The sequence below is a fragment of the Mycobacterium tuberculosis H37Rv genome (genome assembly GCF_000195955.2).
Taxonomy (GTDB): domain Bacteria; phylum Actinomycetota; class Actinomycetes; order Mycobacteriales; family Mycobacteriaceae; genus Mycobacterium; species Mycobacterium tuberculosis.
In genome coordinates, this window is sequence record NC_000962.3 from 2,950,487 (window position 1) to 2,975,236 (window position 24,750).

Here is a 24,750-nt window from a genome sequence, read left to right on the forward strand (position 1 = left end):
GTTCAGCGGCGAACGACAAGCACCGAACACTCGGCGTGACGGAACACCGGATGTCCGGATGGCCCGACCAGCCGCGCTAGCTGACCGGCCTCACCACCGCCGATCACTGCCAGCTGTACGCGCTCGTCGTGGTCGGCCAGGAACCGGGCAATACCCGTGTGAGTGGTGATCGGGTAGACGCGCACATCGGGATGACGGTGGTGCCAATCCTGCACGCGACGTTCGAATTCGCCGTCCGGAATCTCCCGGAGCTCCTCCGGTCGCCCGCCGAGTGCCAGTATGGGCGCTTGCCGCAACTTCGCTTCCCGGGCAGCGTATTCCAGCACGGCCTCGTTATCCGGTGCGTCGGTCATGCGCACCACGATCCAGTTGATGTCAGACGCTGGCTGGTCCACTTTTGAGCGCATGACGGCGACCGGGCAATGCGCCTTTTCGGCCAGCTCGGTTGCCGTCGAACCCAAGATCGAGCTGGCGTAGCGCCCGATTCCCACGGAGCCGACGCAGATCATCTCGGCGTCGCGCGATGCCTCCACAAGCACCGGGCCGGCTGGCCCGCGGGGGATGTCGGTTTCGATCTTGACGAGCTTGCCCGCGGCCTCAACAGCGGACTGCGCTTCCCGAAGCGATCTTTCAGCATGCGCAAGGTCGCGGTCGTAGTCGTCCGGGGACGGATGTGTCGGCTTGATCACTGAGACCAGTCGCAGCGGCACCGCTCGGCTGATGGCCTCGTCAACCCCCCACAATGCGGCCGTAATCGCCGCGTGCGAACCATCGATACCAACAATGATTGTTTTCATCGTCGGCTCTCCTCTCCCAGACATTTCCCGATGCTCGATCACCCCGCATCGGAAAACCTGTCCGCATCTTGGGGACTCGTGGTAAAGGTCGGTTCCGGCTGGGCCAACCGGTAGACGTCAATCAGCCGCGCGACATCGCTGGGAGTGACGATGCCGACCACCGCGCTCCCTTCGGTGACCAGCGCACGGCTGCGCGGGCCGAGCGGTGCCATCCGCTCTAGGAGCGCGGTCAGCGGCTCTTGTGGTCGGGCGGTCGGCACGCTGTGCAGCGGCAGCGCAATGTCACCTACGCTGGTAGTGCTGCGCCGGCTAGGCGCAACATCGCGCAGCTGCCGCAATGCCACCAGGCCCGTGATCGATCCGTCCCGATCGGCAACCGGATATGCCGAGTGCCGTTCACCAAGCACGTAACGCTGGATGAAATCCTCGACATTGATCCATCCGGGAGCCGTATGCGGTTGGGCGGTCATCGCATCGGCCACACGCACCCCGGCAAACAGCTGCTGGGTCGAAATCCGGGTCTCCTCCTCGCGAGCGGCAGCGAAGATAAACCAGCCAATGAAGGCTAACCAGACCCCACCGACGAGGCCACCAGCCACAAACTCGGCCAATCCCAACGCGATCAAGACCAGCGCAACCACCCGTCCGGCCCGCGCCGCACCGATCCCGGCGCGCACACTATCGCCGTGGCGGCGCCACAGATAGGCCCGGACCAACCGCCCACCGTCCAACGGCGCGCCAGGCAGCAGATTGAACAGCCCCAGCAGCAGGTTGACAGTAGCCAACCACCAAGCAACGCTGATCACGATGGCCGGGGTCCGCACGCCGGCGAGCGTGATGGCCAACGCACCGAATGTCGCCGACAGCGCCAGGCTGGTAGCCGGACCCGCGAACGCGATCCGGAAAGCGGCTTTGGGCGTCTTTGCCTCGCCGCCAAGCGCGGTCACCCCGCCGAACAGCCACAACGTCACGCTCTCAACGGATACCCCGGCGCGACGAGCGACGACGGCGTGCGCGAGCTCATGAGCCAACAGCGACGCCAGCAACATGACCGCGCCACCTGCGCCGAGAAGCCAATAGACCACGGCCGGGTAGCCTCCGACGGTACCCGGCAACATGGTCGCCAGACTCCAGGTGAACAACCACAGGATCACCAACACGCTCCAGTGGACGTTCACCACAAACCCGGCGATCCGCCCAAGCGGGATCGCATCACGCATTGGGTACCTCCGATGCTGGCGGATAAAGCCTTTCGTGCCGGCGGATGATCCGAGGTCGCTAGCTGGCGAGGGCCATGGGCGAGCAGATTGCCTTGACGAACTGCACAATGGCGTGCTCGGGCAGGTGTCGGGCGATGTCGGCTTCGGTGACGATTCCGACCAAGCGGTGCTCTGAGATGACCGGAACACGGCGGACCTGATGTTCTTCCATGACGTTGAGCATCTCCTGGATGCTTGCGTTCGCATCGACGTAGTAGATGCTGTCCCGGGCCAACTCGCCAGCCGTGGCGGTATTCGGGTCTAGGCCCGCAGCCAGGCCTTTGATCACAATGTCGCGGTCGGTGAGCATGCCGTGCAGCCGGTCGTCGTCCCCGCAGATCGGCAACGCGCCGATGTCGTGCTCACGCATGTATTGAGCGGCAGCGGTTAGCGTCTCGTGTTCGCCAACACAGGTCACACCTGCGTTCATGATGTCGCGTGCGGTGGTCATCGGGATCCTCCTCGAGTCGGGGTGCTATTGCTGATCTGCTGCCGAAGGTACGACCACGTCGTAGCGAACACTAGGGTCGTTTGACCCGTGGGCCGCGGGTCGATGGACCCGTACTGGCGCGCGTTGAGGCAGCTGGCTTGCCTGGCTTGTCCTCGCCGTAGGCCACCTCAAAGTCGAAGGTTGTCAATTGATTTCACCAGCCGGATATAGCGCTATGGGCGGCCGCAGGACCGATAGTGATGCCGATCGGCCCCGATCGGGGTAACCGGCAATGGAACAACTGACAACCATGAAGGCTCGTTTCGACGGAAGCGGAAGACGCCGACAGGCACATGAGCCTCGCGACGGGGCCAATCCGTTGGCTTTGCGACCGTGGTCGTAGGTCCTGGCGGAGCCGGGTTGCCACATCCGTCACAAGCTGACACGCCGAACGTGCAACCAGGGCGGCATCGCCTGGGTGTGTCTCCGCCACCAGTGCACATTCGGCGCAGCCAGCCCACGCTCGGCGCGGAGTTAGGCGGAACGGTCGCGCTGTGTCCGTGGCGCGTCCAACAGGCCCGACTGCTCCAGCGCAGCCTGGACAAACCGTCGTACCGGCCGCGACTGGAAGAAGCCAGTGTGACCGCCTGGATACCACACGATTTCGGGTTTGCCCCAGTGCTCCCAGAGGCGAGTCACCTGTTCGCGTGGATGCACGAGTCGGTCGGCAATGCCCGCGTAGATAAAGCGGCCCGGCATGGGCACCAGTGGCGTAAGTGAGAGCGGCGAGATCATTCGGCCGATCGGTTCGGCCATCTTGACGGTGTGGCGGCGGGGGTCTTTGTGCCGAAGACCGCAGTGGCGGCCCAACAACTCGATCAGATCAGCCACTGGGACACCGAGAATCGCGCAGGCGAGACCTTCTTCGAGGCTGGCGACCAATGACGCGATGTAGCCGCCCAGCGAGAGACCGTTCAACCCGATCAGCGACTCCTCCTCCTGCGATCGTATCCAGGACAACAGCCGCCGGATATCCCACACCGCTTGAGCCGTCCCATGCACATCGTCGAGAACATCTTCTCCGGGAAAAACGGCGCCCTTCGGCAGACCTTGCCCGCGGGGACCATGCATCGGAAGAACCGGCATGACAATGTTCAGGCCGAGTTCGTCATGCAGCTTCCAGGCGCGGAACACCGCGAGATCCAACGGGGCCCTGCCCATCTCGGTGCCGTGTACACAAACCAGCCAGGGACGCGGCTCTGGGTGCCGCAGTAACAGGGCGTACTCGCGATTGTTCGCAGTGTATGAGAGCCACCGTTGGCTGCCCGGTTCACCCGGATGCGGCGTAAACCCACTGTCGAAGAAGATGCGATAAAAGGAGCGTCTGCGGTCCTTGACCTTTCGGACCGCGACCTCGGTGAGCGGTGGGGGCTGGGCAAAAAATCCGCTAGGCTTCTCCAGCCATCTGCGATTCCCATAGAACTCCAGTCCAGCGGCCACTTCTTGGCTGATGCGCTCGAACACTCGATGATTGCTGACCGGACGTCGTGCCTTGAGGCCCAGCAGGACGATTTCGTCTCGAAAGGCTTGCGCCGCTAAGGCAATAGTGGGCCGTGCGATCGGCAGTTTATCGGGCTGTTGACCCAGATAGTCGCGCCACGATTGAGCGACGTACAGACCGGTGTGCATGAACGGTCCCATGGCGCCGCTCAAGACCGGTGGACTCAGGCGAAAAGCCGAGCGTTCGTGGGTGCCGTCGCTCGCAGAACTTGCCATGGCAGCAAAGCTAACCGCGTGCGGAACGACGCGTTAGGGACTTACGTCCCGCCGGAAGTCACCTGTGTGGTGGTGGCCACTGTCGAGACCGGCGGCCCGTTGTGGTGGCCCAAGTGCCCTAAGGTGATCAGGTGCCGCAGCCCGGCCAGCACGCCGTCAGAGTTTCACGGGGCTTGGTCGCGGCCGATGGCGTCCTCATCGTGGGGTCGATGACCGAGGTGGACGCGGCGCGACCGGGCACATCGACGGTCCCCGGGGCTTTGTGGGCCAGTGAAGTGACGAAAGACCCCAGTGGACACGGACTTCGGCATGTCCACGCAACGACCGAGGCACTCCGGTATTCGGGCTGTTGGCCCCTACGCATGGGCCGGCCGATGTGGTCGGATAGGCAGGTGGGGGGTGCACCAGGAGGCGATGATGAATCTAGCGATATGGCACCCGCGCAAGGTGCAATCCGCCACCATCTATCAGGTGACCGATCGCTCGCACGACGGGCGCACAGCACGGGTGCCTGGTGACGAGATCACTAGCACCGTGTCCGGTTGGTTGTCGGAGTTGGGCACCCAAAGCCCGTTGGCCGATGAGCTTGCGCGTGCGGTGCGGATCGGCGACTGGCCCGCTGCGTACGCAATCGGTGAGCACCTGTCCGTTGAGATTGCCGTTGCGGTCTAAGCACCACCTAACGGTGTCGTCCCGAAGGGACGATTGCCGATCCGGTGGATGACTTTGGTCCCTATGCCTTCCCGCTGGACCGCACAACGATCGAAGGTGCCACGACGCATAGAAGACATGGCCATGCCACACCCTGATAGCATTGCAGCAAGCTACATGTACTGCTCTACCAGGATCCTTATGGGCAACAGTGGGTTTGAGTTATGAAACCCGTGGGCACATACCCTTCCGCGTCGTACTGGTCAGTCTCGACAGCGAAGAGATCACCGGTTGATCCACCAAGCATGCATTGGCGGGCATCTGCATAAACGGTGACGTATCAGCACAAAACAGCGGAGAGAACAACATGCGATCAGAACGTCTCCGGTGGCTGGTAGCCGCAGAAGGTCCGTTCGCCTCGGTGTATTTCGACGACTCGCACGACACTCTTGATGCCGTCGAGCGCCGGGAAGCGACGTGGCGCGATGTCCGGAAGCATCTCGAAAGCCGCGACGCGAAGCAGGAGCTCATCGACAGCCTCGAAGAGGCGGTGCGGGATTCTCGACCGGCCGTCGGCCAGCGTGGCCGCGCGCTGATCGCGACCGGCGAGCAAGTACTGGTCAACGAGCATCTGATCGGCCCACCACCGGCTACGGTGATTCGGCTGTCGGATTATCCGTACGTCGTGCCATTGATAGACCTTGAGATGCGGCGACCGACGTATGTATTTGCCGCGGTTGATCACACCGGCGCCGACGTCAAGCTGTATCAGGGGGCCACCATCAGTTCCACGAAAATCGATGGGGTCGGCTACCCGGTGCACAAGCCGGTCACCGCCGGCTGGAACGGCTACGGCGACTTCCAGCACACCACCGAAGAAGCCATCCGAATGAACTGCCGCGCGGTCGCCGACCATCTCACCCGACTGGTAGACGCTGCCGACCCCGAGGTGGTGTTCGTGTCCGGCGAGGTGCGGTCACGCACAGACCTGCTTTCCACATTGCCGCAGCGGGTGGCGGTCCGGGTGTCGCAGCTGCATGCCGGACCGCGCAAAAGCGCCTTAGACGAGGAAGAGATCTGGGACCTGACATCCGCGGAGTTCACCCGGCGGCGGTACGCCGAAATCACCAATGTCGCACAACAATTTGAGGCGGAGATCGGACGCGGATCGGGGCTGGCGGCCCAAGGGTTGGCGGAGGTGTGTGCGGCTCTGCGTGACGGCGACGTCGACACGCTGATCGTCGGAGAGCTAGGCGAGGCCACCGTGGTCACCGGTAAAGCGCGTACTACGGTCGCGCGGGATGCCGACATGTTGTCCGAACTCGGCGAACCGGTAGATCGCGTGGCAAGGGCCGATGAGGCGTTGCCATTCGCCGCGATCGCGGTAGGTGCCGCATTGGTCCGTGACGACAACCGGATCGCGCCACTAGATGGGGTGGGCGCATTGCTGCGTTATGCCGCCACCAACCGACTCGGCAGCCATAGATCCTAGGATGCTGCACCGCGACGATCACATCAATCCGCCGCGGCCCCGCGGGTTGGATGTTCCTTGCGCCCGCCTACGAGCGACAAATCCCCTGCGCGCCTTGGCGCGTTGCGTTCAGGCGGGCAAGCCGGGCACCAGTTCAGGGCATCGGTCCGTGCCGCATACGGCGGACTTGCGAATCGAAGCCTGGGCACCGACCCGTGACGGCTGTATCCGGCAGGCGGTGCTGGGTACCGTCGAGAGCTTCCTCGACCTGGAATCCGCGCACGCGGTCCATACCCGGCTGCGCCGGCTGACCGCGGATCGCGACGACGATCTACTGGTCGCGGTGCTCGAGGAGGTCATTTATTTGCTGGACACCGTCGGTGAAACGCCTGTCGATCTCAGGCTGCGCGACGTTGACGGGGGTGTCGACGTCACATTCGCAACGACCGATGCGAGTACGCTAGTTCAGGTGGGTGCCGTGCCGAAGGCGGTGTCACTCAACGAACTTCGGTTCTCGCAGGGTCGCCACGGCTGGCGATGTGCGGTAACGCTCGATGTGTGAATTGAGACCTGATTCATGAAAATCGTCGAGGAGACCCCATACCGGTTCCGGATCGAACAAGAGGGCGCGATGCGGGTGCCCGGGATCGTGTTCGCGTCCAGGTCGTTGCTGCCTCGTGACGAAGGCGACATGGCCCTTGATGCAAGTGGTCAACGTGGCTACGCTGCCGGGGATTGTCCGGGCCTCGTATGCGATGCCCGATGTGCACTGGGGATATGGTTTCCCAATCGGCGGCGTGGCCGCAACCGACGTCGACAATGATGGAGTCGTTTCCCCAGGCGGTGTCGGCTTCGATATTTCGTGCGGCGTAAGACTCTTGGTCGGCGAAGGGCTGGACCGCGAGGAGCTGCAACCACGGTTGCCGGCGGTCATGGACCGGCTTGATCGCGCGATACCGCGCGGAGTGGGCACGGCGGGTGTGTGGCGACTACCCGACCGGAACACGCTGCAGGAGGTGCTCACCGGTGGTGCCCGGTTTGCGGTGGAACAGGGGCATGGCGTCGCGCTAGACCTCGAGCGGTGCGAAGACGGCGGTGTGATGACAGGAGCGGACGCGGCCAAAATCAGTGACCGGGCCCTCCAACGCGGGCTTGGGCAGATCGGCAGCCTTGGCTCGGGCAACCACTTCCTGGAAGTCCAGGCCGTGGACCGCGTCTACGATCCGGTTGCGGCCGCGCCGATGGGTCTGGCGGAAGGGACCGTCTGCGTGATGATCCACACCGGCTCACGGGGCCTGGGCCATCAGATCTGCACGGATCACGTCCGCCAGATGGAACAAGCCATGGGCCGATACGGAATCGCGGTGCCCGATCGCCAATTGGCTTGTGTGCCGGTGCACTCCCCCGATGGGCAGGCCTATCTCGCCGCGATGGCGGCGGCGGCCAACTACGGACGCGCCAACCGCCAACTGCTGACCGAGGCGACGCGTCGTGTGTTCGCTGATGCAACCGGAACACCTCTGGACCTGCTCTACGACGTGTCGCACAACCTGGCCAAGATCGAGACGCATCCGATCGACGGTCAGCTGCGCTCGGTGTGCGTGCACCGCAAGGGCGCCACCCGCTCGCTGCCGCCGCACCATCACGAGCTGCCGGCCGAACTGGCAGCGGTCGGCCAACCCGTGCTGATACCCGGGACGATGGGTACGGCGTCATATGTGCTTGCCGGGGTCACCGGCAACCCGGCGTTCTTTTCCACCGCGCATGGTGCTGGGCGGGTACTGAGCCGTCACCAGGCCGCCCGCCACACCAGCGGTGAAGCGATACGCGCCAGCCTCGCAAAACGTGGCATCATCGTCCGCGGTACCTCTCGTAGGGGTATCGCCGAGGAAAAGCCGGAGGCCTACAAAGACGTCGACGAGGTCATCGAAGCCAGCCATCAGAGTGGCCTCGCGCGCAAAGTGGCTCGCCTTGTTCCCTTGGGCTGTGTCAAAGGATGAATCAACGGCGAACATTCCAGCCGTCGCGACCGCCTTCTTCAGTGGTGCAGACCCGTGACCGGCTGATGGGTACTGGCTTCGATATCCGACGACGTCAAAGCGAATAGCTGATTCGCCAAATCCGACAAGGCCCGGGCGATCGCAAGTTCGTCGCCGATCTGGGCCACCGGCTCATCGGCCGGATCGAGTCGCGCCAAACCAACACCCACCATCTGCCTGCCTGCCCAGGACAGCCGCGCCTTCGCCCGGGTGCGCTCGTCGTGTTCCTCAATCAGCACATCAATTTGGCAGGTTTTTCCAACGTGCTCGCTGTCTGTCATCGCGGCCTCCCTGTCGGATTTGCGCTTACGCCCGCCGATCTGCCCCGCTAGCTGAACGCGGTATCTATCCAATCACCACAATCGGTCGTGGAGTAGGCCAGAATTCTTTTCGCCCGACCCGGGCCCGCCTAGCACTGACAACCGCTAGATGGCCTTCAGGAGGTCTGCTTTGCCCTTGGTACGGAGTGTGTACAGAGGTGAGCCGCGCAACTGCTCAATGCGAGCCGCCATCTTGTCACCGAGCTCCTCGAGCTCGGCATCGGTGATGTGCACCGGTGTAGGAGCGGGGATCATGTCGCGTTCCTCTACGTCGGCGTGCGCCTCCAACACGGTCCGGAACACGTTCCACTCTTCTTCATACCCGGGCGCGCGCTGCGGAGTGCGCAGCAGCGTCGCGAGCTGATCAACCACCTGACGGTGCTCGGCGTGGGTACCCGTGATTGGTTTGCCGGCCGCGGAAAGGGCAGGGTAGTACAGGTCATCCTCGATGCGGAAGTGAATGTCCAGCTCGATGAGCATCTCGTCGAAAAGGACATGGCGCTCTTCGCTATTCACCGGCGCCTCGCCGACTTTGCGGCCCAGTCCTTTAAGCACGGTGTGGTGGCGCTTTAATACGTCGTAGGCATTCACTTCGTTGCTCTATTCCGTATTCGGGATCAACGAGACAACCGTAACCTCGCGCCGCGGCCCATTAATGTGAGGTAGCTGTGAATCAGCACAAAGAAGCCTGTGCAGTAGCGCGACGCTCGGCGTACCGGCACGAGTCCGACGGCCCGCATGTCCATGCGGCCGCCGGCACCAGCGCCGAGGCCCCCGCAGGATACCGGGATCTGCAGCTCCTCGTGCGGAAACAGTTGCCGCAGTTCGGGTTCGGGCAGTTCGGCGAGCGTGATGTTCGCGCCTAACGGCAACAACTATCCGTCGGCGCCCTGGGTGCCGGGCGGGCCCATATTGCCCTGGATGCCGGAGCTGCCACCCGGTGACCCACCCGCGCCGCCGGCGCCCCCGTTGCCGCCCAGCGCGAAATCGCCGCCCTGACCGCCGGTCGCGCCGGTCCCGCCGTTGCCGCCGTTGCCGCCCTGGCCGCCGAGGCCACCTTGCCCACCCGTGCCGCCTGCGCCGGTGCCGCCGGCAGCTCCTGCCCACCCGATCAGCCCGCCGGCTCCGCCGCTGCCGCCGGTGGTCCCGCCGGCGCCGCCGGTACCGCCAGTGCCACCAGCGCCCCCCACGCCGCCTGTACCGCCGCCACCGCCAATTGTCGCTCCCCCGCCGGTGGTGGTACCCGCGCCGCCGGCGCCACCGTTGCCGCCGGCACCACCGATGCCGCCGATGCCACCGGTGCCGCCGACACCGCCGGCACCCCCGCCACCACCAAGCCCGATGAGCGACCCAGCCGCCCCGCCGTTGCCGCCGACACCGCCGCTGCCACCCATACCGCCGGTACCGCCGACACCGCCGAGGCCCCCCAGACCGCCGGTGCCGCCTTCCGCGGTACCCGCACCGTCGGTGAGACCCTCTCCGCCCGCGCCGCCGACACCGCCCGCGAAGCCGGCGGCGCCACCACCACCGGTGCCGCCCGTCCCGCCGGCCCCACCGGCGCCGCCGTTGCCGATTAACATCCCGCCACGTCCACCGTTTCCACCGGCACCACCGGTGCCGCCGTTACCGCCCGCCGCGCCTAGTGCCCCGTTACCGTCACCGCCGATTCCGCCGTCACCGCCGAAAGCGTCACCTACACCCGTGTTGTGCCCCTGCCCCCCCTTGCCGCCAGCACCACCCACGCCACCGTCGACCCCTCCGGTGGCACCGTCACCCCCCTCACCCCCGGTAGCCACGCCGCCGGCGCTGCCGTCGGTCTCACCTATGCCGCCAGCGCCGCCAGCGCCGCCGGCACCGCCATCGGTACCGGCAGTACCCCCGGCTCCACCCTTACCGCCGGTGCCGTCGTTGCCGTCGAGCGACTCCCCCAGCCCGCCCTGCCCGCCGACGCCGCCAGCCTCGCCGACGCCACCGGCGGGGCCGGGACCCCCGTTCCCGCCAGTTTGATTCCCGTTGCCGCTGTTGTCGGTACCGTTCGCACCGGTGTTGGGGTTCGCAATCGAGCCGGGGTTGACCCCGTTTGTCCCGGCCAGACCGGTGCCACCCTGCCCGCCGGCACCACCGGACCCGAACCAGTTGGCATTACCGCCGTTGCCGCCCGCGCCGGGCATCCCGCCCAGGACACCCGCCACGGCCGGCCCACCCTGTCCGCCGGCACCGCCATCGCCCAACAACATCCCGCCGGCACCGCCATTACCACCGGCCGCCCCGGCCCCACCCAGACCCCCAACACCGCCATTGCCGATCAATAGCGGACCCGCACCGCCGTCACCACCGGGCGCACCGTCCCCACCAACGCCGCCACCGCCCCCGGTCCCGAAGTAGCTGGCCGCCCCTCCGACGCCGCCGGCGGCGCCAAGGCCACCGGCCCCGCCGAATCCACCATTGCCGAACACGCCGCCAACGCCACCGCTCCCGCCCACGCCGCCGGTGGTGCCCACCCCCGCCGCGGCCCCGCCAGCACCGCCGAAGCCCCCGCTGCCGATCAACCCCGTCGCCCCACCGACACCGCCAGTACCGCCGACCAAAGTGGCCCCTGCAGCCCCACCAGCCCCACCGGTCCCGCCATTACCCAGCAACCATCCACCGCGACCACCGACACCCCCGGCAGCACCGGACCCGACCAGCCCGTCCCCACCTTTACCGCCAGTCCCGCCGTTACCGATCAACCCCGCATCCCCGCCAGCACCACCTGGCTGACCCGGCGCACCCGATCCGCCATTCCCGCCGTTGCCAAGCAACAGCCCGCCCGGCCCACCGGGAGCCCCCGTCCCGTCGGCCCCGTTAGCGCCATTGCCGATCAACGGGCGCCCCAACAACGCCTGGGCGGGGGCATTTACCACGCCCAACAAATCCTGCAACGGCGCAGCACTGGTGGCCTCGGCAACTACGTATGAGCGCGCGCCGTTCGTAAGGGACTGCACGAACTGGGCGTGAAACGCCGACAGCTGCGCACCAAAAGCCTGATAGCTCTGCGCGTACGACCCGAACAAGGCCGCAACTGCCGCCGAAACCTCATCCGCGGCAGCCGCCACCACCCCCGTGGTCGGCAATGCCGCCGCCGCATTCGCCGCGTTGATCGTCGACCCAATGTTGGCCAGATCCGAAGCCGCCATCGTCAATGCTTCCGGCACCGCAATCACAAATGACATCTGCGACCTCCTGGACCGGACAACCCGCATGGTCGCCGCGGATCATCGAGCACTCGGCAGCAACAAATCCTATCCCGCCTCGCAGACGGCGGAGGCCATTTGGCCGCCGGCGCGTACTCTTCGCTACGACCGCCAGAGCCCTTGGTTAGCGACCGGATTCGACCGCCGCATGAGCCAAACTGTTACCGGTGTGGGTGTGCAGAACTGCGCAGTTAGCAAACGCCGATGCAGCGCGGTGGACCACAGCAGCCGCACACCGTACCGGCGCTGAGTGATAAACCCGACCCGGGCCCGGCGGATGCGATATCGTCTTGCGGCTATGGCGGGTATGCCAGAGGGCAAACTCATCCTCCTCAACGGCGGATCCAGCGCGGGAAAGACGTCGCTCGCCTTGGCGTTTCAGGATCTTGCCGCCGAGTGTTGGATGCACATTGGGATAGATCTGTTCTGGTTTGCGCTGCCGCCAGAGCAGCTTGACCTTGCGCGGGTGCGGCCCGAGTACTACACATGGGACAGCGCGGTCGAGGCCGACGGGCTGGAGTGGTTCACCGTGCACCCGGGCCCCATCTTGGACCTGGCCATGCATTCCCGCTACCGCGCCATCAGGGCATACCTGGACAACGGAATGAACGTCATCGCCGACGACGTGATCTGGACACGTGAGTGGCTGGTAGACGCTCTGCGGGTTTTTGAGGGCTGCCGAGTCTGGATGGTCGGGGTCCACGTATCCGACGAGGAGGGTGCCCGCCGGGAATTAGAACGCGGCGATCGCCACCCCGGGTGGAACCGAGGCAGTGCGCGCGCTGCCCACGCCGACGCCGAGTACGACTTCGAGCTGGATACCACCGCGACCCCGGTCCACGAGCTGGCCAGGGAGCTGCATGAGAGCTATCAAGCCTGCCCGTACCCCATGGCTTTCAACCGGTTACGCAAACGCTTCCTATCTTGAAATGGAGCCAAAAGTCGTGCGCAACTGGAACTTTCACTCCTGGCAAACGCTGGGGCGACCCGTCACCGCGCGCTTGGGTTCGGGTCGAATCGTCGGCCGCGCGGGTCGTGCGGAACATTGCACCCGACGCGGCGGAATCGGAGTTGAGAAGTACATGGCGGGACGCACCCGGCACCGGTCAGGCATTCTTTACCCATGGATGTGGAGGCCCTGCTGCAGTCGATCCCGCCGCTCATGGTCTACCTGGTGGTCGGCGCGGTGGTAGGGATCGAGAGCCTGGGCATCCCCCTTCCCGGCGAGATCGTGCTGGTCAGTGCCGCGGTGTTGTCGTCGCACCCCGAGCTGGCCGTCAACCCGATCGGCGTCGGCGGCGCTGCGGTGATCGGCGCCGTGGTCGGCGATTCGATCGGCTACTCGATCGGCCGCCGCTTCGGCTTACCGCTATTCGACCGGCTGGGCCGGAGGTTCCCAAAACACTTCGGCCCCGGTCATGTCGCGCTTGCTGAACGGTTGTTCAACCGATGGGGAGTCCGAGCCGTGTTCCTCGGTCGCTTCATCGCGCTGCTGCGGATATTCGCCGGACCGCTCGCTGGCGCCCTGAAGATGCCCTACCCGCGCTTCCTGGCCGCCAACGTCACAGGCGGCATCTGCTGGGCCGGCGGCACCACTGCACTGGTCTACTTCGCCGGGATGGCCGCCCAGCACTGGTTGGAACGGTTCTCCTGGATCGCGCTGGTCATCGCGGTCATCGCCGGCATTACGGCCGCGATCTTGCTGCGCGAACGCACTTCGCGCGCGATCGCCGAACTCGAGGCCGAGCACTGCCGCAAAGCCGGTACCACCGCGGCGTGACCGACCGGCTTGAATCCGGTACCCACGCTCACAGGAGCTGCAATCTAGACAGATCTCCAGTCATGTCATAAAAATGAGATCTGAAATTACTTGACAAGCTTGTCTTCGGACAGTGCGGGGCATCCGCCGCGGTGGCTGTACGCCGTCGATTAGGAGCGCACCATGGGCCTGATCACTACAGAACCACGCTCTAGTCCCCACCCGCTCAGCCCACGGCTCGTCCACGAGCTAGGCGACCCACACAGCACGCTGCGGGCAACCACTGACGGCAGCGGGGCAGCGTTGTTGATCCACGCGGGCGGCGAGATCGATGGCCGCAACGAGCATCTCTGGCGTCAATTGGTCACCGAGGCCGCCGCCGGCGTCACGGCGCCCGGACCGCTCATCGTCGACGTCACCGGGCTCGATTTCATGGGCTGCTGCGCTTTCGCCGCACTGGCCGACGAGGCACAACGATGTCGGTGCCGCGGCATCGACCTGCGTCTGGTGAGCCACCAGCCGATCGTCGCCCGGATCGCCGAAGCGGGTGGGCTGAGCCGAGTGCTGCCCATCTACCCGACCGTCGATACTGCGCTCGGCAAGGGCACGGCCGGTCCAGCCCGTTGCTGATCCCGGCCGTAAGAGCACCGAGCCGACCGCCGGTGGCCCCACCGCTAGGGCCGATCGCACCGCCGCGCGACGATGTTCGCGTCAGGCGCGCATGCGGTATCGCTTGCCTTGCAAGGTAATCCACTTCGGACATCCACGATGCAGGTCGCGATCAAGTCGGGCGCGCCGCAGCAGTCAGTGGCCGCGAGGGGCGTACATGATCACGGCTACCCCGGCCATGCAGCCAAGGGCACCGATGACATCCCACCGGTCGGGCCGGAACCCGTCCAGGGCCATGCCCCAGGCGAGCGAACCGGCGACAAACACACCACCGTAGGCGGCCAAGACCCGACCGAAATGGGCGTCCGGCTGCAATGTGGCGAAGAACCCATAGACCCCAAGCGCAATAACTCCGAGTCCCGCCCAAAGCCAACCCCGTTGCTCGCGGACGCCCTGCCATACCAGCCACGCGCCACCGATCTCCGCAACCGCCGCCAGGACGAATAGCAGGATTGACCGCACCACCATGGTTGCGAGCCTACGAGATCCGCTGCCCTGCCGCCCCCCAACCAATCGCGCACCCCAAATGCTTCCCGTCACCCGCGCTCAGCCAGACACCGGTGTTGGCTACAACTATGGTTCCCGGATCAGGCGCAGCAGTTCGGGTTGAGCACGGTACACAGCGCTTGCAGGGCTTCAGGATGTACCCGATGGAAGACGTGCATGCCCCGGCGATCGGAAATGACCAGGCCGGCCTTGCGCAGCTGGGCCAAGTGGTGGCTGACGGTGCCATCGCTGAGGCTGAGCGCCGCCGCTAGTTGGCCGCTGACCTGCTCGCCGGCCGGCGAGCTGAACAGGTAGGACATGATCTTGACTCGTGCCGGGTCGGCCAGGGCCTTCAGCCGCAGCGCCACCGCCAAGGCGTCGCCGTCGCTCATCGGCCCCGCCGCCACCGGGGCGCAGCACACGGGAGCGGAGATGTCAATCACCGGCAGCGACTTGGGCATAGGCCCACCCTGCCAGATACCTTGACATATATCAAAGAGATGTTGCACACTGGGTTCGGCGCCATTTTGATATAAGTCAAACAACTGGGAGGTGTCTACCAATGTCCCGCGTTCAGCTAGCCCTCAACGTCGACGACCTGGAGGCCGCAATCACGTTCTACTCCAGGCTGTTCAACGCCGAGCCCGCCAAACGCAAGCCCGGATACGCCAACTTCGCGATCGCCGATCCGCCGCTTAAGTTGGTGCTGCTGGAGAACCCCGGCACCGGCGGTACCCTCAACCATCTCGGTGTGGAAGTCGGCTCGAGCAACACCGTGCATGCCGAAATCGCCCGGTTGACCGAAGCCGGACTGGTCACCGAGAAGGAGATCGGCACCACGTGTTGCTTTGCCACCCAGGACAAGGTGTGGGTGACCGGCCCGGGTGGGGAACGCTGGGAGGTTTATACCGTGCTGGCCGACTCCGAGACCTTCGGCAGCGGTCCTCGGCACAACGACACCAGCGACGGCGAAGCAAGCATGTGCTGCGACGGCCAAGTCGCCGTTGGCGCAAGCGGCTAACTGTAGGCCTGACCCCGGGGTGCGTCTCCAAGCCGCGGAGCCCACCCCGGGCCACTCAATGCCCCCTAACCCGCGTAGCGCCGTTCACCGCGTGGCCGCTTGCGGACCTGATTCGATATTTGTCAATATTGATGTATGTCGAATCTGCATCCGTTACCAGAGGTGGCGAGCTGCGTAGTCGCGCCGCTGGTGCGCGAACCGCTGAATCCTCCGGCCGCGGCCGAAATGGCGGCCCGGTTCAAAGCCCTGGCCGATCCGGTGCGATTGCAGCTGCTGAGCTCGGTTGCCAGTCGCGCCGGCGGCGAGGCCTGCGTCTGCGACATTTCCGCGGGAGTCGAGGTGAGCCAGCCCACGATTTCGCATCATCTCAAGGTGCTGCGCGACGCGGGTTTGCTGACCTCGCGGCGTCGGGCCTCGTGGGTGTACTACGCCGTGGTCCCCGAGGCGCTGACCGTGTTGTCGAACCTGCTCAGCGTGCATGCCGATGCCGCACCCGCCCTGGGGGCACCGGCATGACGGAGACGGTCACCCGCACCGCCGCCCCGGCGGTGGTGGGCAAACTCTCGACGCTGGACCGCTTCTTGCCGGTGTGGATCGGGTCGGCAATGGCCGCCGGGCTACTACTGGGCCGGTGGATTCCCGGCCTGCACACCGCCCTAGAAGGGGTTCAGCTCGACGGGATTTCGCTGCCGATCGCGCTAGGCCTGCTGATCATGATGTATCCGGTGCTGGCCAAGGTGCGCTACGACCGCCTCGACACCGTCACCGGTGACCGCAAGCTGCTACTCAGCTCGCTGCTGCTGAACTGGGTACTGGGCCCGGCGTTGATGTTCGCGCTGGCTTGGCTGCTACTGGCGGATCTGCCCGAGTACCGCACCGGGCTGATCATCGTGGGCCTGGCTCGCTGCATCGCCATGGTGATCATCTGGAACGACCTGGCCTGCGGGGATCGCGAAGCCGCCGCCGTGCTCGTCGCGTTGAACTCGATCTTTCAGGTGGCCATGTTCGCCGCGCTCGGCTGGTTCTACCTGTCGGTGCTACCGGGTTGGCTGGGCCTCGAGCAGACCACCATCGCCACATCCCCGTGGCAGATCGCCAAGTCGGTGCTGATCTTCCTCGGCATCCCGCTGCTGGCCGGCTACCTGTCGCGGCGGATCGGCGAAAAGACCAAGGGCCGCAACTGGTATGAATCCCGCTTCCTGCCCAAGGTGGGACCGTGGGCGCTCTACGGTTTGCTGTTCACCATCGTGATTCTCTTTGCGCTGCAAGGAGATCAGATCACCGGCCGACCGCTGGACGTCGCACGCATTGCGCTGCCGCTGCTGGCCTACTTCGCCATCATGTGGGTAGGCGGCTACCTACTGGGGGCGGCGCTGCGGCTAGGGTATCGGCGCACCACCACGCTGGCGTTCACCGCCGCGAGCAACAACTTCGAGCTGGCCATCGCGGTGGCCATCGCCACCTACGGCGCCACCTCCGGGCAAGCCCTGGCCGGAGTCGTCGGGCCCCTGATCGAGGTACCCGTCCTGGTGGGGTTGGTCTATGTGTCCCTGGCGCTGCGCAACCGCCTCGCCGGTCCCAACGCGACCCACGATGCCGACAAACCCAGCGTCCTATTCGTCTGTGTGCACAACGCCGGACGTTCCCAGATGGCCGCCGGGCTATTGACCCACTTGGCCGGTGACCGCATCGAAGTCCGTTCGGCCGGAACCGAGCCCGCCGGTCAGGTCAATCCGACGGCTGTGGCCGCGATGGCCGAAATGGGCATCGATATCACCGCCAATGCCCCCACATTGCTCACCGGCGGGCAGGTCCAGTCCAGCGACGTCGTCATCACGATGGGCTGCGGCGATGCCTGCCCTTACTTCCCGGGTGTCTCCTACCGCAACTGGAAACTACCCGATCCCGCCGGCCAGCCCCTCGACGTTGTGCGCATGATCCGCGACGACATCGCAGACCGCGTCCAAGCCCTGATCGCCGAGCTGCTGGCCACCGCCAAGACCAGATAGCGTGTGCCACGCTCGGTGCTGCGCCGATACGTGAGGTCCCGGCTGGGATCGGATTTTCCGCGTGTACGGCGGCTAGGCACCAGCGGATCGCATTTGTACTGGTTAGAGACTTGCCGAGTGGCCGCATTAGCCTGCGTGGAGCGCTTGGTCAAAAAGCTCGGCCCTGTTCGGCCCTATGGGTTCCTGTTGATCTGCCCTGTTCGTAGTCTCGACAAAGCGGCTGCCCGAGATCGCGTGCGACGATATCGGGAGCGGCTGCGGCAACGAGGTCTGCGGCCGATACAGATCTGGGTTCCCGATGTGAACGCACCCGAATTTGTCGGCGAAGCACACCGTCCGTCGGCGCTCGTCGCGGCCCGCGAATACGAGGACGACGATCAAGCCTTCGTCGATGCGGTATCGGTCGACTGGGACGACGCCACCTGACGTGCGGCGCGGCGACATCCACACCGCGGCGGCGCGTGGTGCCTACACCGGCAAGCCACGCCGGTCGCGGTCATCCAGAATGACCGGTTCGATTCGACGGCCTCGGTTACCGTCGTGCCGTTTACCACGCGTGATGTCCAGGCATCCCTGATGCGAATCCCGGCCCCAGCGTCCAACACCACCGGGCTGACCGAGACCAGTCGCCTGACGGTCGACAAGGTGACAACATCCCCCGCACCAGCCTGACGCGGCAGGTTGGTCGGTTATCGGCCAAAAACATGGTCAGGCTCGACCGTGCATTGCTGGTTTTCCTGGCCGGCTGACAATTGCGCCACCTGGTCATCAGAACTGATCGGGCGGGGAAACGAAACGGGGCTCCCAGCGGAGGTCATGAGTTGGCGCGCCGGTTTCGCCGCGATCTCTCCGAACTTGACCGCTAAACCTCGGGGCAGAAGTCATGAACAAGCCCGTTAGGAGGCGTTTGAGGCCGTAAATGTTGATGAGGGCGGGGAAAGTGTCGTCATGGCCGTCGCGCTGAATTCACCACGCCCCCACGACGGAGCTCGTGGGCACCCAGCATTCACTGCTTACCACTACGATCTCGCTCACGAGGTTCGAGCAGCCACTGTCGCCTGCCGCCAACGAATAATGCTCCCTGACCTAGTGGTCCCGGCTGGGATCGAACCAGCGACCTTCCGCGTGTGAAGCGGACGCTCTCCCACTGAGCCACGGGACCGGCGCCGAGGAGATGAACGAGGTCGAAGATTAGCACGTGCAAGACATCGTCAGCAGCAGTCTACGTGCGCTTCACATAGGGGCTGCGATAGCCTAGAGCCGCAACGTACCAAGAGATTTGTGTGGGCCCGCTCACCTCGACTATCGTCGTGCTTCGCACCGGGCGACGATCTCGTTCGTTGCGCGCGGATGTAGCGCAGTTGGTAGCGCATCACCTTGCCAAGGTGAGGGTCGCGGGTTCGAATCCCGTCATCCGCTCGAAGGTGCTAGTGGCATCAAATCCCAGCGGTGGAGTGGCCGAGTGGTGAGGCAACGGCCTGCAAAGCCGTGCACACGGGTTCGATTCCCGTCTCCACCTCCAGGTTCAACCCCCAGCGCGATTAGCTCAGCGGGAGAGCGCTTCCCTGACACGGAAGAGGTCACTGGTTCAATCCCAGTATCGCGCACCAGTGTTCGAGCAGGTCAGGCCTGGTTTTTACCGGGCCTTCGCCGTTTCCGCGCAATAAACGCGCAATAGTGCCGCCGCTGGGTGCGCCCCACGGAGGAGTTTGCTAAATGACCACCACGCCCCGACAACCCCTGTTCTGCGCCCACGCCGACACCAACGGCGACCCGGGCCGCTGCGCCTGCGGCCAGCAGCTCGCCGACGTCGGCCCGGCCACCCCGCCACCGCCCTGGTGCGAACCGGGCACCGAACCCATCTGGGAGCAGCTCACCGAACGATACGGCGGCGTCACAATCTGCCAGTGGACACGATATTTTCCGGCCGGCGACCCGGTGGCTGCCGACGTGTGGATCGCCGCCGACGATCGTGTCGTTGACGGCCGGGTGCTGCGCACCCAACCGGCGATTCACTACACGGAACCGCCCGTGTTGGGGATCGGCCCGGCGGCGGCCCGCCGGCTGGCCGCTGAGCTGCTCAACGCCGCCGACACCCTCGACGACGGCCGCCGGCAGCTAGACGACCTCGGCGAACACCGGCGGTGAACACCGCGACCCGGGTCCGGCTGGCCCGCAAACGCGCCGACCGGCTCAATCTGAAACTAATCAAGAACGGCCACCACTTCAGGTTGCGTGACGCCGACGAGATCACGCTGGCGGTCGGGCACCTAGGGGTGGTGGAAGCCTTCCTGGCGGCGGCCAAGTCGCAAAACAAGCCGCCCGGTCCGCCGCCGAGCCTCCACGCCCCGCCATCCTGGCGGCGCGACATCGACGACTACCTGCTCAACCTGAACGCCGCCGGTCAACGCCCAGCGACGATCCGGCTACGCAAGACGGTGCTGTGCGCAGCCGCCCACGGCCTCGGCCGCCCACCCGCCGACGTCACCGCCGAACACCTCCTGGACTGGCTAGGCAAACAGCAGCACCTCTCCCCAGAGGGCCGCAAAACCTATCGCAGCACGTTGCGGGGCTTCTTCGTGTGGGCCTACGAAATGGACCGGGTGCGCGACTATGTCGCAGACTCCCTGCCTAAGGTGCGCTGCCCGAAACAGCCGCCCCGCCCGGCCGGCGACGACGTCTGGCAAGCGGCGCTGGCCAAGGCCGACCGTCGAATCGAGCTGATGATCCGCCTAGCCGGTGAGGCCGGGCTGCGACGCGCCGAAGCCGCCCAGGCGCACACCGGCGACTTGATGGACGGCGGGCTTCTCCTCGTTCACGGCAAAGGTGGTAAACGCCGTATTGTGCCGATCAGCGACTACTTGGCCGCGCTCATCCGCGACACCCCGCACGGCTACCTGTTCCCCAACGGCACCGGCGGCCACCTCACCGCCGAACACGTGGGAAAACTCGTCTCCCGGGCATTACCCGGTGACGCGACCATGCACACCCTGCGGCACCGATACGCCACCCGCGCCTACCGCGGCTCCCACAACTTGCGAGCTGTACAACAACTTCTCGGTCACGCCTCGATCGTGACAACAGAACGCTACACAGCGCTGTGCGACGACGAGGTGCGCGCCGCAGCAGCAGCCGCATGGTGAGTCGCCCTGGCGTTTGCTGCAGCCGATCGGCGTCACCCCCGACAGGCGGCTCGTATTCGGCCAGCGGCGGCTCGAGGCTGCACGGCTGCTCGGATGGGAGCGCATCCCGGTGCACGTGTGCCACACGATCGCCGACGTGGTCGACCGGGCCAAAGCCGAACGCTCCGAAAACACGCTTCGCAAGGATTTCACCCCCTCGGAGCTGCTCGCCGCTGGTCGCCGGATCGCCGAGCTGGAACGGCCGAAAGCCAAACAGCGGCAACGCGAAGGCGGCGACCATGGCCGCCAGGCTCGATATTCTGGCTTAGGCTCCATGGAGCCTAAGCCAGAATCAGAGCGCGATGCCCACAAAGCCGACACTGCCATCAGCGAAGCCCTCGGCATCTCCCGCGGCCACTACCAGCGGCTCAAACGAATCGACAACGCAACCCGCAGCGAAGCTGGCTACCGGGATGGTTTAAACGGTTGGAGCGGCTGACCGCCGGTGCCCGGGATGGGCCCCGGCGGCAACTTGTCCAACGGGCGACGCTCACGTCCACGCTTGCGCAGCTCATCTTCGTGAACCGCCCCGGCATGTCCGGAGACTCCAGTTCTTGGAAAGGATGGGGTCATGTCAGGTGGTTCATCGAGGAGGTACCCGCCGGAGCTGCGTGAGCGGGCGGTGCGGATGGTCGCAGAGATCCGCGGTCAGCACGATTCGGAGTGGGCAGCGATCAGTGAGGTCGCCCGTCTACTTGGTGTTGGCTGCGCGGAGACGGTGCGTAAGTGGGTGCGCCAGGCGCAGGTCGATGCCGGCGCACGGCCCGGGACCACGACCGAAGAATCCGCTGAGCTGAAGCGCTTGCGGCGGGACAACGCCGAATTGCGAAGGGCGAACGCGATTTTAAAGACCGCGTCGGCTTTCTTCGCGGCCGAGCTCGACCGGCCAGCACGCTAATTACCCGGTTCATCGCCGATCATCAGGGCCACCGCGAGGGCCCCGATGGTTTGCGGTGGGGTGTCGAGTCGATCTGCACACAGCTGACCGAGCTGGGTGTGCCGATCGCCCCATCGACCTACTACGACCACATCAACCGGGAGCCCAGCCGCCGCGAGCTGCGCGATGGCGAACTCAAGGAGCACATCAGCCGCGTCCACGCCGCCAACTACGGTGTTTACGGTGCCCGCAAAGTGTGGCTAACCCTGAACCGTGAGGGCATCGAGGTGGCCAGATGCACCGTCGAACGGCTGATGACCAAACTCGGCCTGTCCGGGACCACCCGCGGCAAAGCCCGCAGGACCACGATCGCTGATCCGGCCACAGCCCGTCCCGCCGATCTCGTCCAGCGCCGCTTCGGACCACCAGCACCTAACCGGCTGTGGGTAGCAGACCTCACCTATGTGTCGACCTGGGCAGGGTTCGCCTACGTGGCCTTTGTCACCGACGCCTACGCTCGCAGGATCCTGGGCTGGCGGGTCGCTTCCACGATGGCCACCTCCATGGTCCTCGACGCGATCGAGCAAGCCATCTGGACCCGCCAACAAGAAGGCGTACTCGACCTGAAAGACGTTATCCACCATACGGATAGGGGATCTCAGTACACATCGATCCGGTTCAGCGAGCGGCTCGCCGAGGCAGGCATCCAACCGTCGGTCGGAGCGGTCGGAAGCTCCTATGACAATGCACTAGCCGAGACGATCAACGGCCTATACAAGACCGAGCTGATCAAACCCGGCAAGCCCTGGCGGTCCATCGAGGATGTCGAGTTGGCCACCGCGCGCTGGGTCGACTGGTTCAACCATCGCCGCCTCTACCAGTACTGCGGCGACGTCCCGCCGGTCGAACTCGAGGCTGCCTACTACGCTCAACGCCAGAGACCAGCCGCCGGCTGAGGTCTCAGATCAGAGAGTCTCCGGACTCACCGGGGCGGTTCATCGGCGGCCTTGCGTGCCTGCTCAGCCTGGCGGCGCCAAGCCTCATAGCGACGCCGAATCTCCCTCTCAATCGCGCGCTGCACACCCATCCGGAACTGATCCTGGACACGCTGCTGCTGCCGAACCCAACGCTCAAGCTCACGCCGGTAGTCGTTGACTGATCTCGCCACCCAAAATCACCCCTCTTGACCCTCTTGGTTCTCTTTTTGGCGGCGTGGGCGACCCGGCACCCCTAAGTCTCCGGGCCGTGCGGGCCGCTGGGAGCCGAAAGGTTGCTAAAGTTCTCCCTTTTTGCCCGCACGACCCGAAAAGGGCCGCCCACGCCTGGCACCTACGCGGTGGTCTGCACCTTCAGCACGCGGAACGCATTGTCCACCAGCACATCAGAACCGACTCGGAACCAGCAGAAGAATCCGCGCTGTCCGGTCGGTCGGCGGTTGCCGCCGAACACGTGCGGCACCAGCTCCACCGTCGACCCGACCCGGTCGGTGATGATGAACTGCTTCCAGTCGCCAAGCACCAGCGGGTAATTGGTGGCGGTCACCGCCGCGTCCACGGTGTCCATGTTCGACACCTCCCAGATGTGTTTCCCGGCCAGCATCGGCGGGCTGGCGTGCAGCGATGGGAATTTCAGCGCCCCATTCGCGGTTTCCGCCTGGCGCAGCACGTTGATGGTGGACAAGTTCGCCGCGAACGCGCTGTTGGATTGAAAGCGCGGCGGCAACGCCGACTGCAGCGCGTAAACGTCGGCGGCTACAACGGCTTCCGTCCCCGCGCCGGTGACGGTGTAGTCCGCGGTGCCGGTCAGTGCGGAGACGAATCCGGTGGGCTCGCCGTTGCCGGAGCCGCTGACGAACGCCGCCGCCTGCAGCTGCTCAACCGAATCCGCTAGGACGCGGCCCACCTCTGCGACGAATCCGGCGGCGTCACCCTCAATCTCGAGACTGAACGGAATCCAGCAGGAGCCACGGTAGCTCGGCACCGCCGGCTGGGCCAGCGTTGGCGAATCGTCGGACACCTCCTGGGCTTCGGAGTACCAATGAGCCTCGGCGCCTTCGGAGGTCACGCCCCGCCAAACCTCGGAGGTCGTTTGCACCACCCTCGCCACCTGCCGGATCGGATTCGTTGAACCATCACCCGACAGCAGAATCGCCGGATCCAGCGCCGCCGGGATCAAAAACCCGCCGGCGGTGTCCACCAAGCCCATTGCTCGCTGCTCGGCGGCCACCGCGGCCGCCTCACGCCACGCGGCCGCTTCCCGGTCGGTCCAGGTCGTGTGCCCCGCAACAGGGTTCGAAACCCTCTTGACGAACGCCCCCAGGTAGTCGCGGTTGCCGGTGGCCGCCAGCCAGCGCTGCGCCCACGACGTCGACTGCGGCGGCCCGGTGCGGCACAAGGTTTCCGCGGCTTCCGCCGCCCGCGACGACATCAGGCCATCGCGCACACAAACGTCCAGTGTGCGAAACGCGATGTCGCGCAACGAGTTGCCCGGCGGCGCGTCGCCGTCGTCGCCGCCGGTGGGAGCACCGGGCACCACCCTCAGCTCACCGGCCCGGCAGCGGCGCAGCGCCTCCTCGGCTTCGCGGCCGCGGCGGCGCTGCTCCGCCCGCAGTTCCTCGGCGTGGCGTGTCAGCGCCTGAAAACGTTGCGCCACATCACCGGTCAGGTCGCCCTCGACGGAGTCGAGGAGCTGTTTTGCCGCGGAACGGGTTTCGTCGAGGCTGAGCTGTTTGATGTCGCCATCGTCAGCGAAATGTTGTTCATTAGTCATGA

25 protein-coding genes, 4 tRNA genes and 6 other annotated features are annotated in these 24,750 nt (G+C 65.6%); of the genes, 17 read left to right on the forward strand and 12 right to left on the reverse strand.

Annotated features, from left to right (window positions below; genetic code table 11):
- Nucleotides 1-2: 2 nt before the first annotated feature.
- The 4 genes from Rv2624c to Rv2627c form a co-directional block, all read right to left on the reverse strand.
- Entirely contained in the window at nt 3-821 is an 819-nt protein-coding gene (locus Rv2624c; protein NP_217140.1) for a universal stress protein, read from the reverse strand.
- Nucleotides 822-835: 14 nt separating this feature from the next.
- A complete protein-coding gene (locus Rv2625c; protein NP_217141.1) occupies nt 836-2,017 on the reverse strand; it encodes a zinc metalloprotease Rip3 in 1,182 nt (393 codons plus the stop codon).
- Between the two features lie 58 nt (nt 2,018-2,075).
- Nucleotides 2,076-2,507, reverse strand: a complete 432-nt coding sequence (gene hrp1, locus Rv2626c) for a hypoxic response protein (protein NP_217142.1) — start codon at nt 2,505-2,507, stop codon at nt 2,076-2,078.
- A 513-nt stretch (nt 2,508-3,020) separates the two neighbouring features.
- A complete protein-coding gene (locus Rv2627c; RefSeq protein NP_217143.1) occupies nt 3,021-4,262 on the reverse strand; it encodes a hypothetical protein in 1,242 nt (413 codons plus the stop codon).
- A gap of 309 nt (nt 4,263-4,571) precedes the next feature.
- On the opposite strand from Rv2627c, the gene Rv2628 reads away from it, so the two are divergent.
- The 4 genes from Rv2628 (at nt 4,572) to Rv2631 (ending at nt 8,384) form a co-directional block, all read left to right on the forward strand.
- Nucleotides 4,572-4,934, forward strand: a complete 363-nt coding sequence (locus Rv2628) for a hypothetical protein (RefSeq protein NP_217144.1) — start codon at nt 4,572-4,574, stop codon at nt 4,932-4,934.
- 346 nt (nt 4,935-5,280) lie between these two features.
- Entirely contained in the window at nt 5,281-6,405 is a 1,125-nt protein-coding gene (locus tag Rv2629) for a hypothetical protein (RefSeq protein ID NP_217145.1), read from the forward strand.
- A gap of 1 nt (nt 6,406) precedes the next feature.
- On the forward strand, nt 6,407-6,946 hold the full coding sequence (locus Rv2630; protein NP_217146.1) for a hypothetical protein: 540 nt from the start codon (nt 6,407-6,409) through the stop codon (nt 6,944-6,946).
- A gap of 139 nt (nt 6,947-7,085) precedes the next feature.
- On the forward strand, nt 7,086-8,384 hold the full coding sequence (locus Rv2631) for an RNA-splicing ligase RtcB (RefSeq protein NP_217147.2): 1,299 nt from the start codon (nt 7,086-7,088) through the stop codon (nt 8,382-8,384).
- Between the two features lie 38 nt (nt 8,385-8,422).
- On the opposite strand, the gene Rv2632c is transcribed toward Rv2631, so the two are convergent.
- From Rv2632c to PE_PGRS46, 3 genes are all read right to left on the reverse strand, one after another.
- Nucleotides 8,423-8,704: a hypothetical protein gene (locus Rv2632c; protein NP_217148.1), complete on the reverse strand. Its 282-nt coding sequence runs from the start codon at nt 8,702-8,704 to the stop codon at nt 8,423-8,425.
- Between the two features lie 144 nt (nt 8,705-8,848).
- Entirely contained in the window at nt 8,849-9,334 is a 486-nt protein-coding gene (locus Rv2633c) for a hypothetical protein (protein ID NP_217149.1), read from the reverse strand.
- A gap of 284 nt (nt 9,335-9,618) precedes the next feature.
- Nucleotides 9,619-11,955: a PE-PGRS family protein PE_PGRS46 gene (gene PE_PGRS46, locus Rv2634c; RefSeq protein ID YP_177896.1), complete on the reverse strand. Its 2,337-nt coding sequence runs from the start codon at nt 11,953-11,955 to the stop codon at nt 9,619-9,621.
- Between the two features lie 28 nt (nt 11,956-11,983).
- Between PE_PGRS46 and Rv2635 the strand changes: the two genes are divergently transcribed.
- The 4 genes from Rv2635 to Rv2638 all read left to right on the forward strand — a co-directional run bounded on the left by Rv2635 (nt 11,984) and on the right by Rv2638 (nt 14,365).
- Nucleotides 11,984-12,226, forward strand: a complete 243-nt coding sequence (locus Rv2635) for a hypothetical protein (RefSeq protein NP_217151.1) — start codon at nt 11,984-11,986, stop codon at nt 12,224-12,226.
- Nucleotides 12,227-12,904 carry an O-phosphotransferase gene (locus tag Rv2636; RefSeq protein NP_217152.1) on the forward strand — a complete coding sequence of 226 codons (678 nt, stop codon included), beginning with the start codon at nt 12,227-12,229 and terminating at the stop codon, nt 12,902-12,904.
- A 195-nt stretch (nt 12,905-13,099) separates the two neighbouring features.
- Nucleotides 13,100-13,756 (forward strand): transmembrane protein DedA, encoded by a 657-nt coding sequence (gene dedA, locus Rv2637; protein ID NP_217153.1) that lies wholly within the window; start codon nt 13,100-13,102, stop codon nt 13,754-13,756.
- A 162-nt stretch (nt 13,757-13,918) separates the two neighbouring features.
- Nucleotides 13,919-14,365, forward strand: coding sequence for a hypothetical protein (locus Rv2638; protein ID NP_217154.1), 447 nt, complete (start codon nt 13,919-13,921; stop codon nt 14,363-14,365).
- A gap of 174 nt (nt 14,366-14,539) precedes the next feature.
- On the opposite strand, the gene Rv2639c is transcribed toward Rv2638, so the two are convergent.
- Together Rv2639c and Rv2640c are read right to left on the reverse strand one after the other, a co-directional pair.
- Nucleotides 14,540-14,872 (reverse strand): integral membrane protein, encoded by a 333-nt coding sequence (locus tag Rv2639c; protein NP_217155.1) that lies wholly within the window; start codon nt 14,870-14,872, stop codon nt 14,540-14,542.
- Nucleotides 14,873-14,991: 119 nt separating this feature from the next.
- On the reverse strand, nt 14,992-15,351 hold the full coding sequence (locus Rv2640c) for an ArsR family transcriptional regulator (protein NP_217156.1): 360 nt from the start codon (nt 15,349-15,351) through the stop codon (nt 14,992-14,994).
- A 101-nt stretch (nt 15,352-15,452) separates the two neighbouring features.
- Between Rv2640c and cadI the strand changes: the two genes are divergently transcribed.
- From cadI to arsC, 3 genes are all read left to right on the forward strand, one after another.
- Complete coding sequence (gene cadI / locus Rv2641; RefSeq protein NP_217157.1) at nt 15,453-15,911, forward strand: cadmium inducible protein CadI; 459 nt, start codon at nt 15,453-15,455, stop codon at nt 15,909-15,911.
- A 135-nt stretch (nt 15,912-16,046) separates the two neighbouring features.
- Complete coding sequence (locus tag Rv2642; protein ID NP_217158.1) at nt 16,047-16,427, forward strand: ArsR family transcriptional regulator; 381 nt, start codon at nt 16,047-16,049, stop codon at nt 16,425-16,427.
- Nucleotides 16,424-17,920 carry an arsenic-transport integral membrane protein ArsC gene (arsC, locus tag Rv2643; protein ID NP_217159.1) on the forward strand — a complete coding sequence of 499 codons (1,497 nt, stop codon included), beginning with the start codon at nt 16,424-16,426 and terminating at the stop codon, nt 17,918-17,920. The genes Rv2642 and arsC overlap by 4 nt, the downstream gene beginning before the upstream one ends.
- A gap of 126 nt (nt 17,921-18,046) precedes the next feature.
- Here arsC and Rv2644c read toward each other — a convergent pair whose 3' ends face one another.
- Together Rv2644c and valT are read right to left on the reverse strand one after the other, a co-directional pair.
- Nucleotides 18,047-18,364 (reverse strand): hypothetical protein, encoded by a 318-nt coding sequence (locus Rv2644c; RefSeq protein ID NP_217160.1) that lies wholly within the window; start codon nt 18,362-18,364, stop codon nt 18,047-18,049.
- Nucleotides 18,365-19,010: 646 nt separating this feature from the next.
- Nucleotides 19,011-19,082: transfer RNA gene (valT, locus tag Rvnt31), tRNA-Val, on the reverse strand.
- A 184-nt stretch (nt 19,083-19,266) separates the two neighbouring features.
- Between valT and glyT the strand changes: the two genes are divergently transcribed.
- The 6 genes from glyT (at nt 19,267) to Rv2647 (ending at nt 21,541) form a co-directional block, all read left to right on the forward strand.
- Nucleotides 19,267-19,339 (forward strand) — tRNA-Gly (gene glyT / locus Rvnt32).
- Nucleotides 19,340-19,368: 29 nt separating this feature from the next.
- Nucleotides 19,369-19,439 (forward strand) — tRNA-Cys (gene cysU, locus Rvnt33).
- Between the two features lie 16 nt (nt 19,440-19,455).
- Nucleotides 19,456-19,527 (forward strand) — tRNA-Val (valU, locus tag Rvnt34).
- 109 nt (nt 19,528-19,636) lie between these two features.
- Nucleotides 19,637-20,068, forward strand: a complete 432-nt coding sequence (locus Rv2645) for a hypothetical protein (protein ID NP_217161.1) — start codon at nt 19,637-19,639, stop codon at nt 20,066-20,068.
- Nucleotides 20,065-21,063 carry an integrase gene (locus Rv2646; protein ID NP_217162.1) on the forward strand — a complete coding sequence of 333 codons (999 nt, stop codon included), beginning with the start codon at nt 20,065-20,067 and terminating at the stop codon, nt 21,061-21,063. Before Rv2645 ends, Rv2646 begins: the two co-directional genes overlap by 4 nt.
- 13 nt (nt 21,064-21,076) lie before the next feature.
- Entirely contained in the window at nt 21,077-21,541 is a 465-nt protein-coding gene (locus tag Rv2647; RefSeq protein NP_217163.2) for a hypothetical protein, read from the forward strand.
- Nucleotides 21,542-21,619: 78 nt separating this feature from the next.
- Nucleotides 21,620-21,622: a repeat region (3 bp direct repeat: TCG at 5'-end of IS6110), on the forward strand.
- Nucleotides 21,623-21,650 (forward strand) — a repeat region (28 bp inverted repeat: TGAACCGCCCCGGCATGTCCGGAGACTC at the left end of IS6110).
- Nucleotides 21,623-22,977 (forward strand) — a mobile genetic element (IS6110-10, len: 1355 nt. Insertion sequence IS6110.). It overlaps the preceding feature by 28 nt.
- Nucleotides 21,674-22,935: a sequence feature (similar to insertion sequence element IS986/IS6110 transposase; Probable transposase for IS6110. Identical to many other M. tuberculosis IS6110 transposase subunits. The transposase described here may be made by a frame shifting mechanism during translation, the sequence UUUUAAAG maybe responsible for such a frameshifting event (see McAdam et al., 1990).), on the forward strand. (Overlaps the previous feature by 1,262 nt.)
- Nucleotides 22,950-22,977 (reverse strand) — a repeat region (28 bp inverted repeat, TGAACCGCCCCGGTGAGTCCGGAGACTC,at the right end of IS6110.).
- Nucleotides 22,978-22,980: a repeat region (3 bp direct repeat: TCG at 3'-end of IS6110), on the forward strand.
- 328 nt (nt 22,981-23,308) lie between these two features.
- On the opposite strand, the gene Rv2650c is transcribed toward Rv2647, so the two are convergent.
- Nucleotides 23,309-24,748 (reverse strand): prophage protein, encoded by a 1,440-nt coding sequence (locus Rv2650c; protein ID NP_217166.1) that lies wholly within the window; start codon nt 24,746-24,748, stop codon nt 23,309-23,311.
- Between the last annotated feature and the right edge of the window lie 2 nt (nt 24,749-24,750).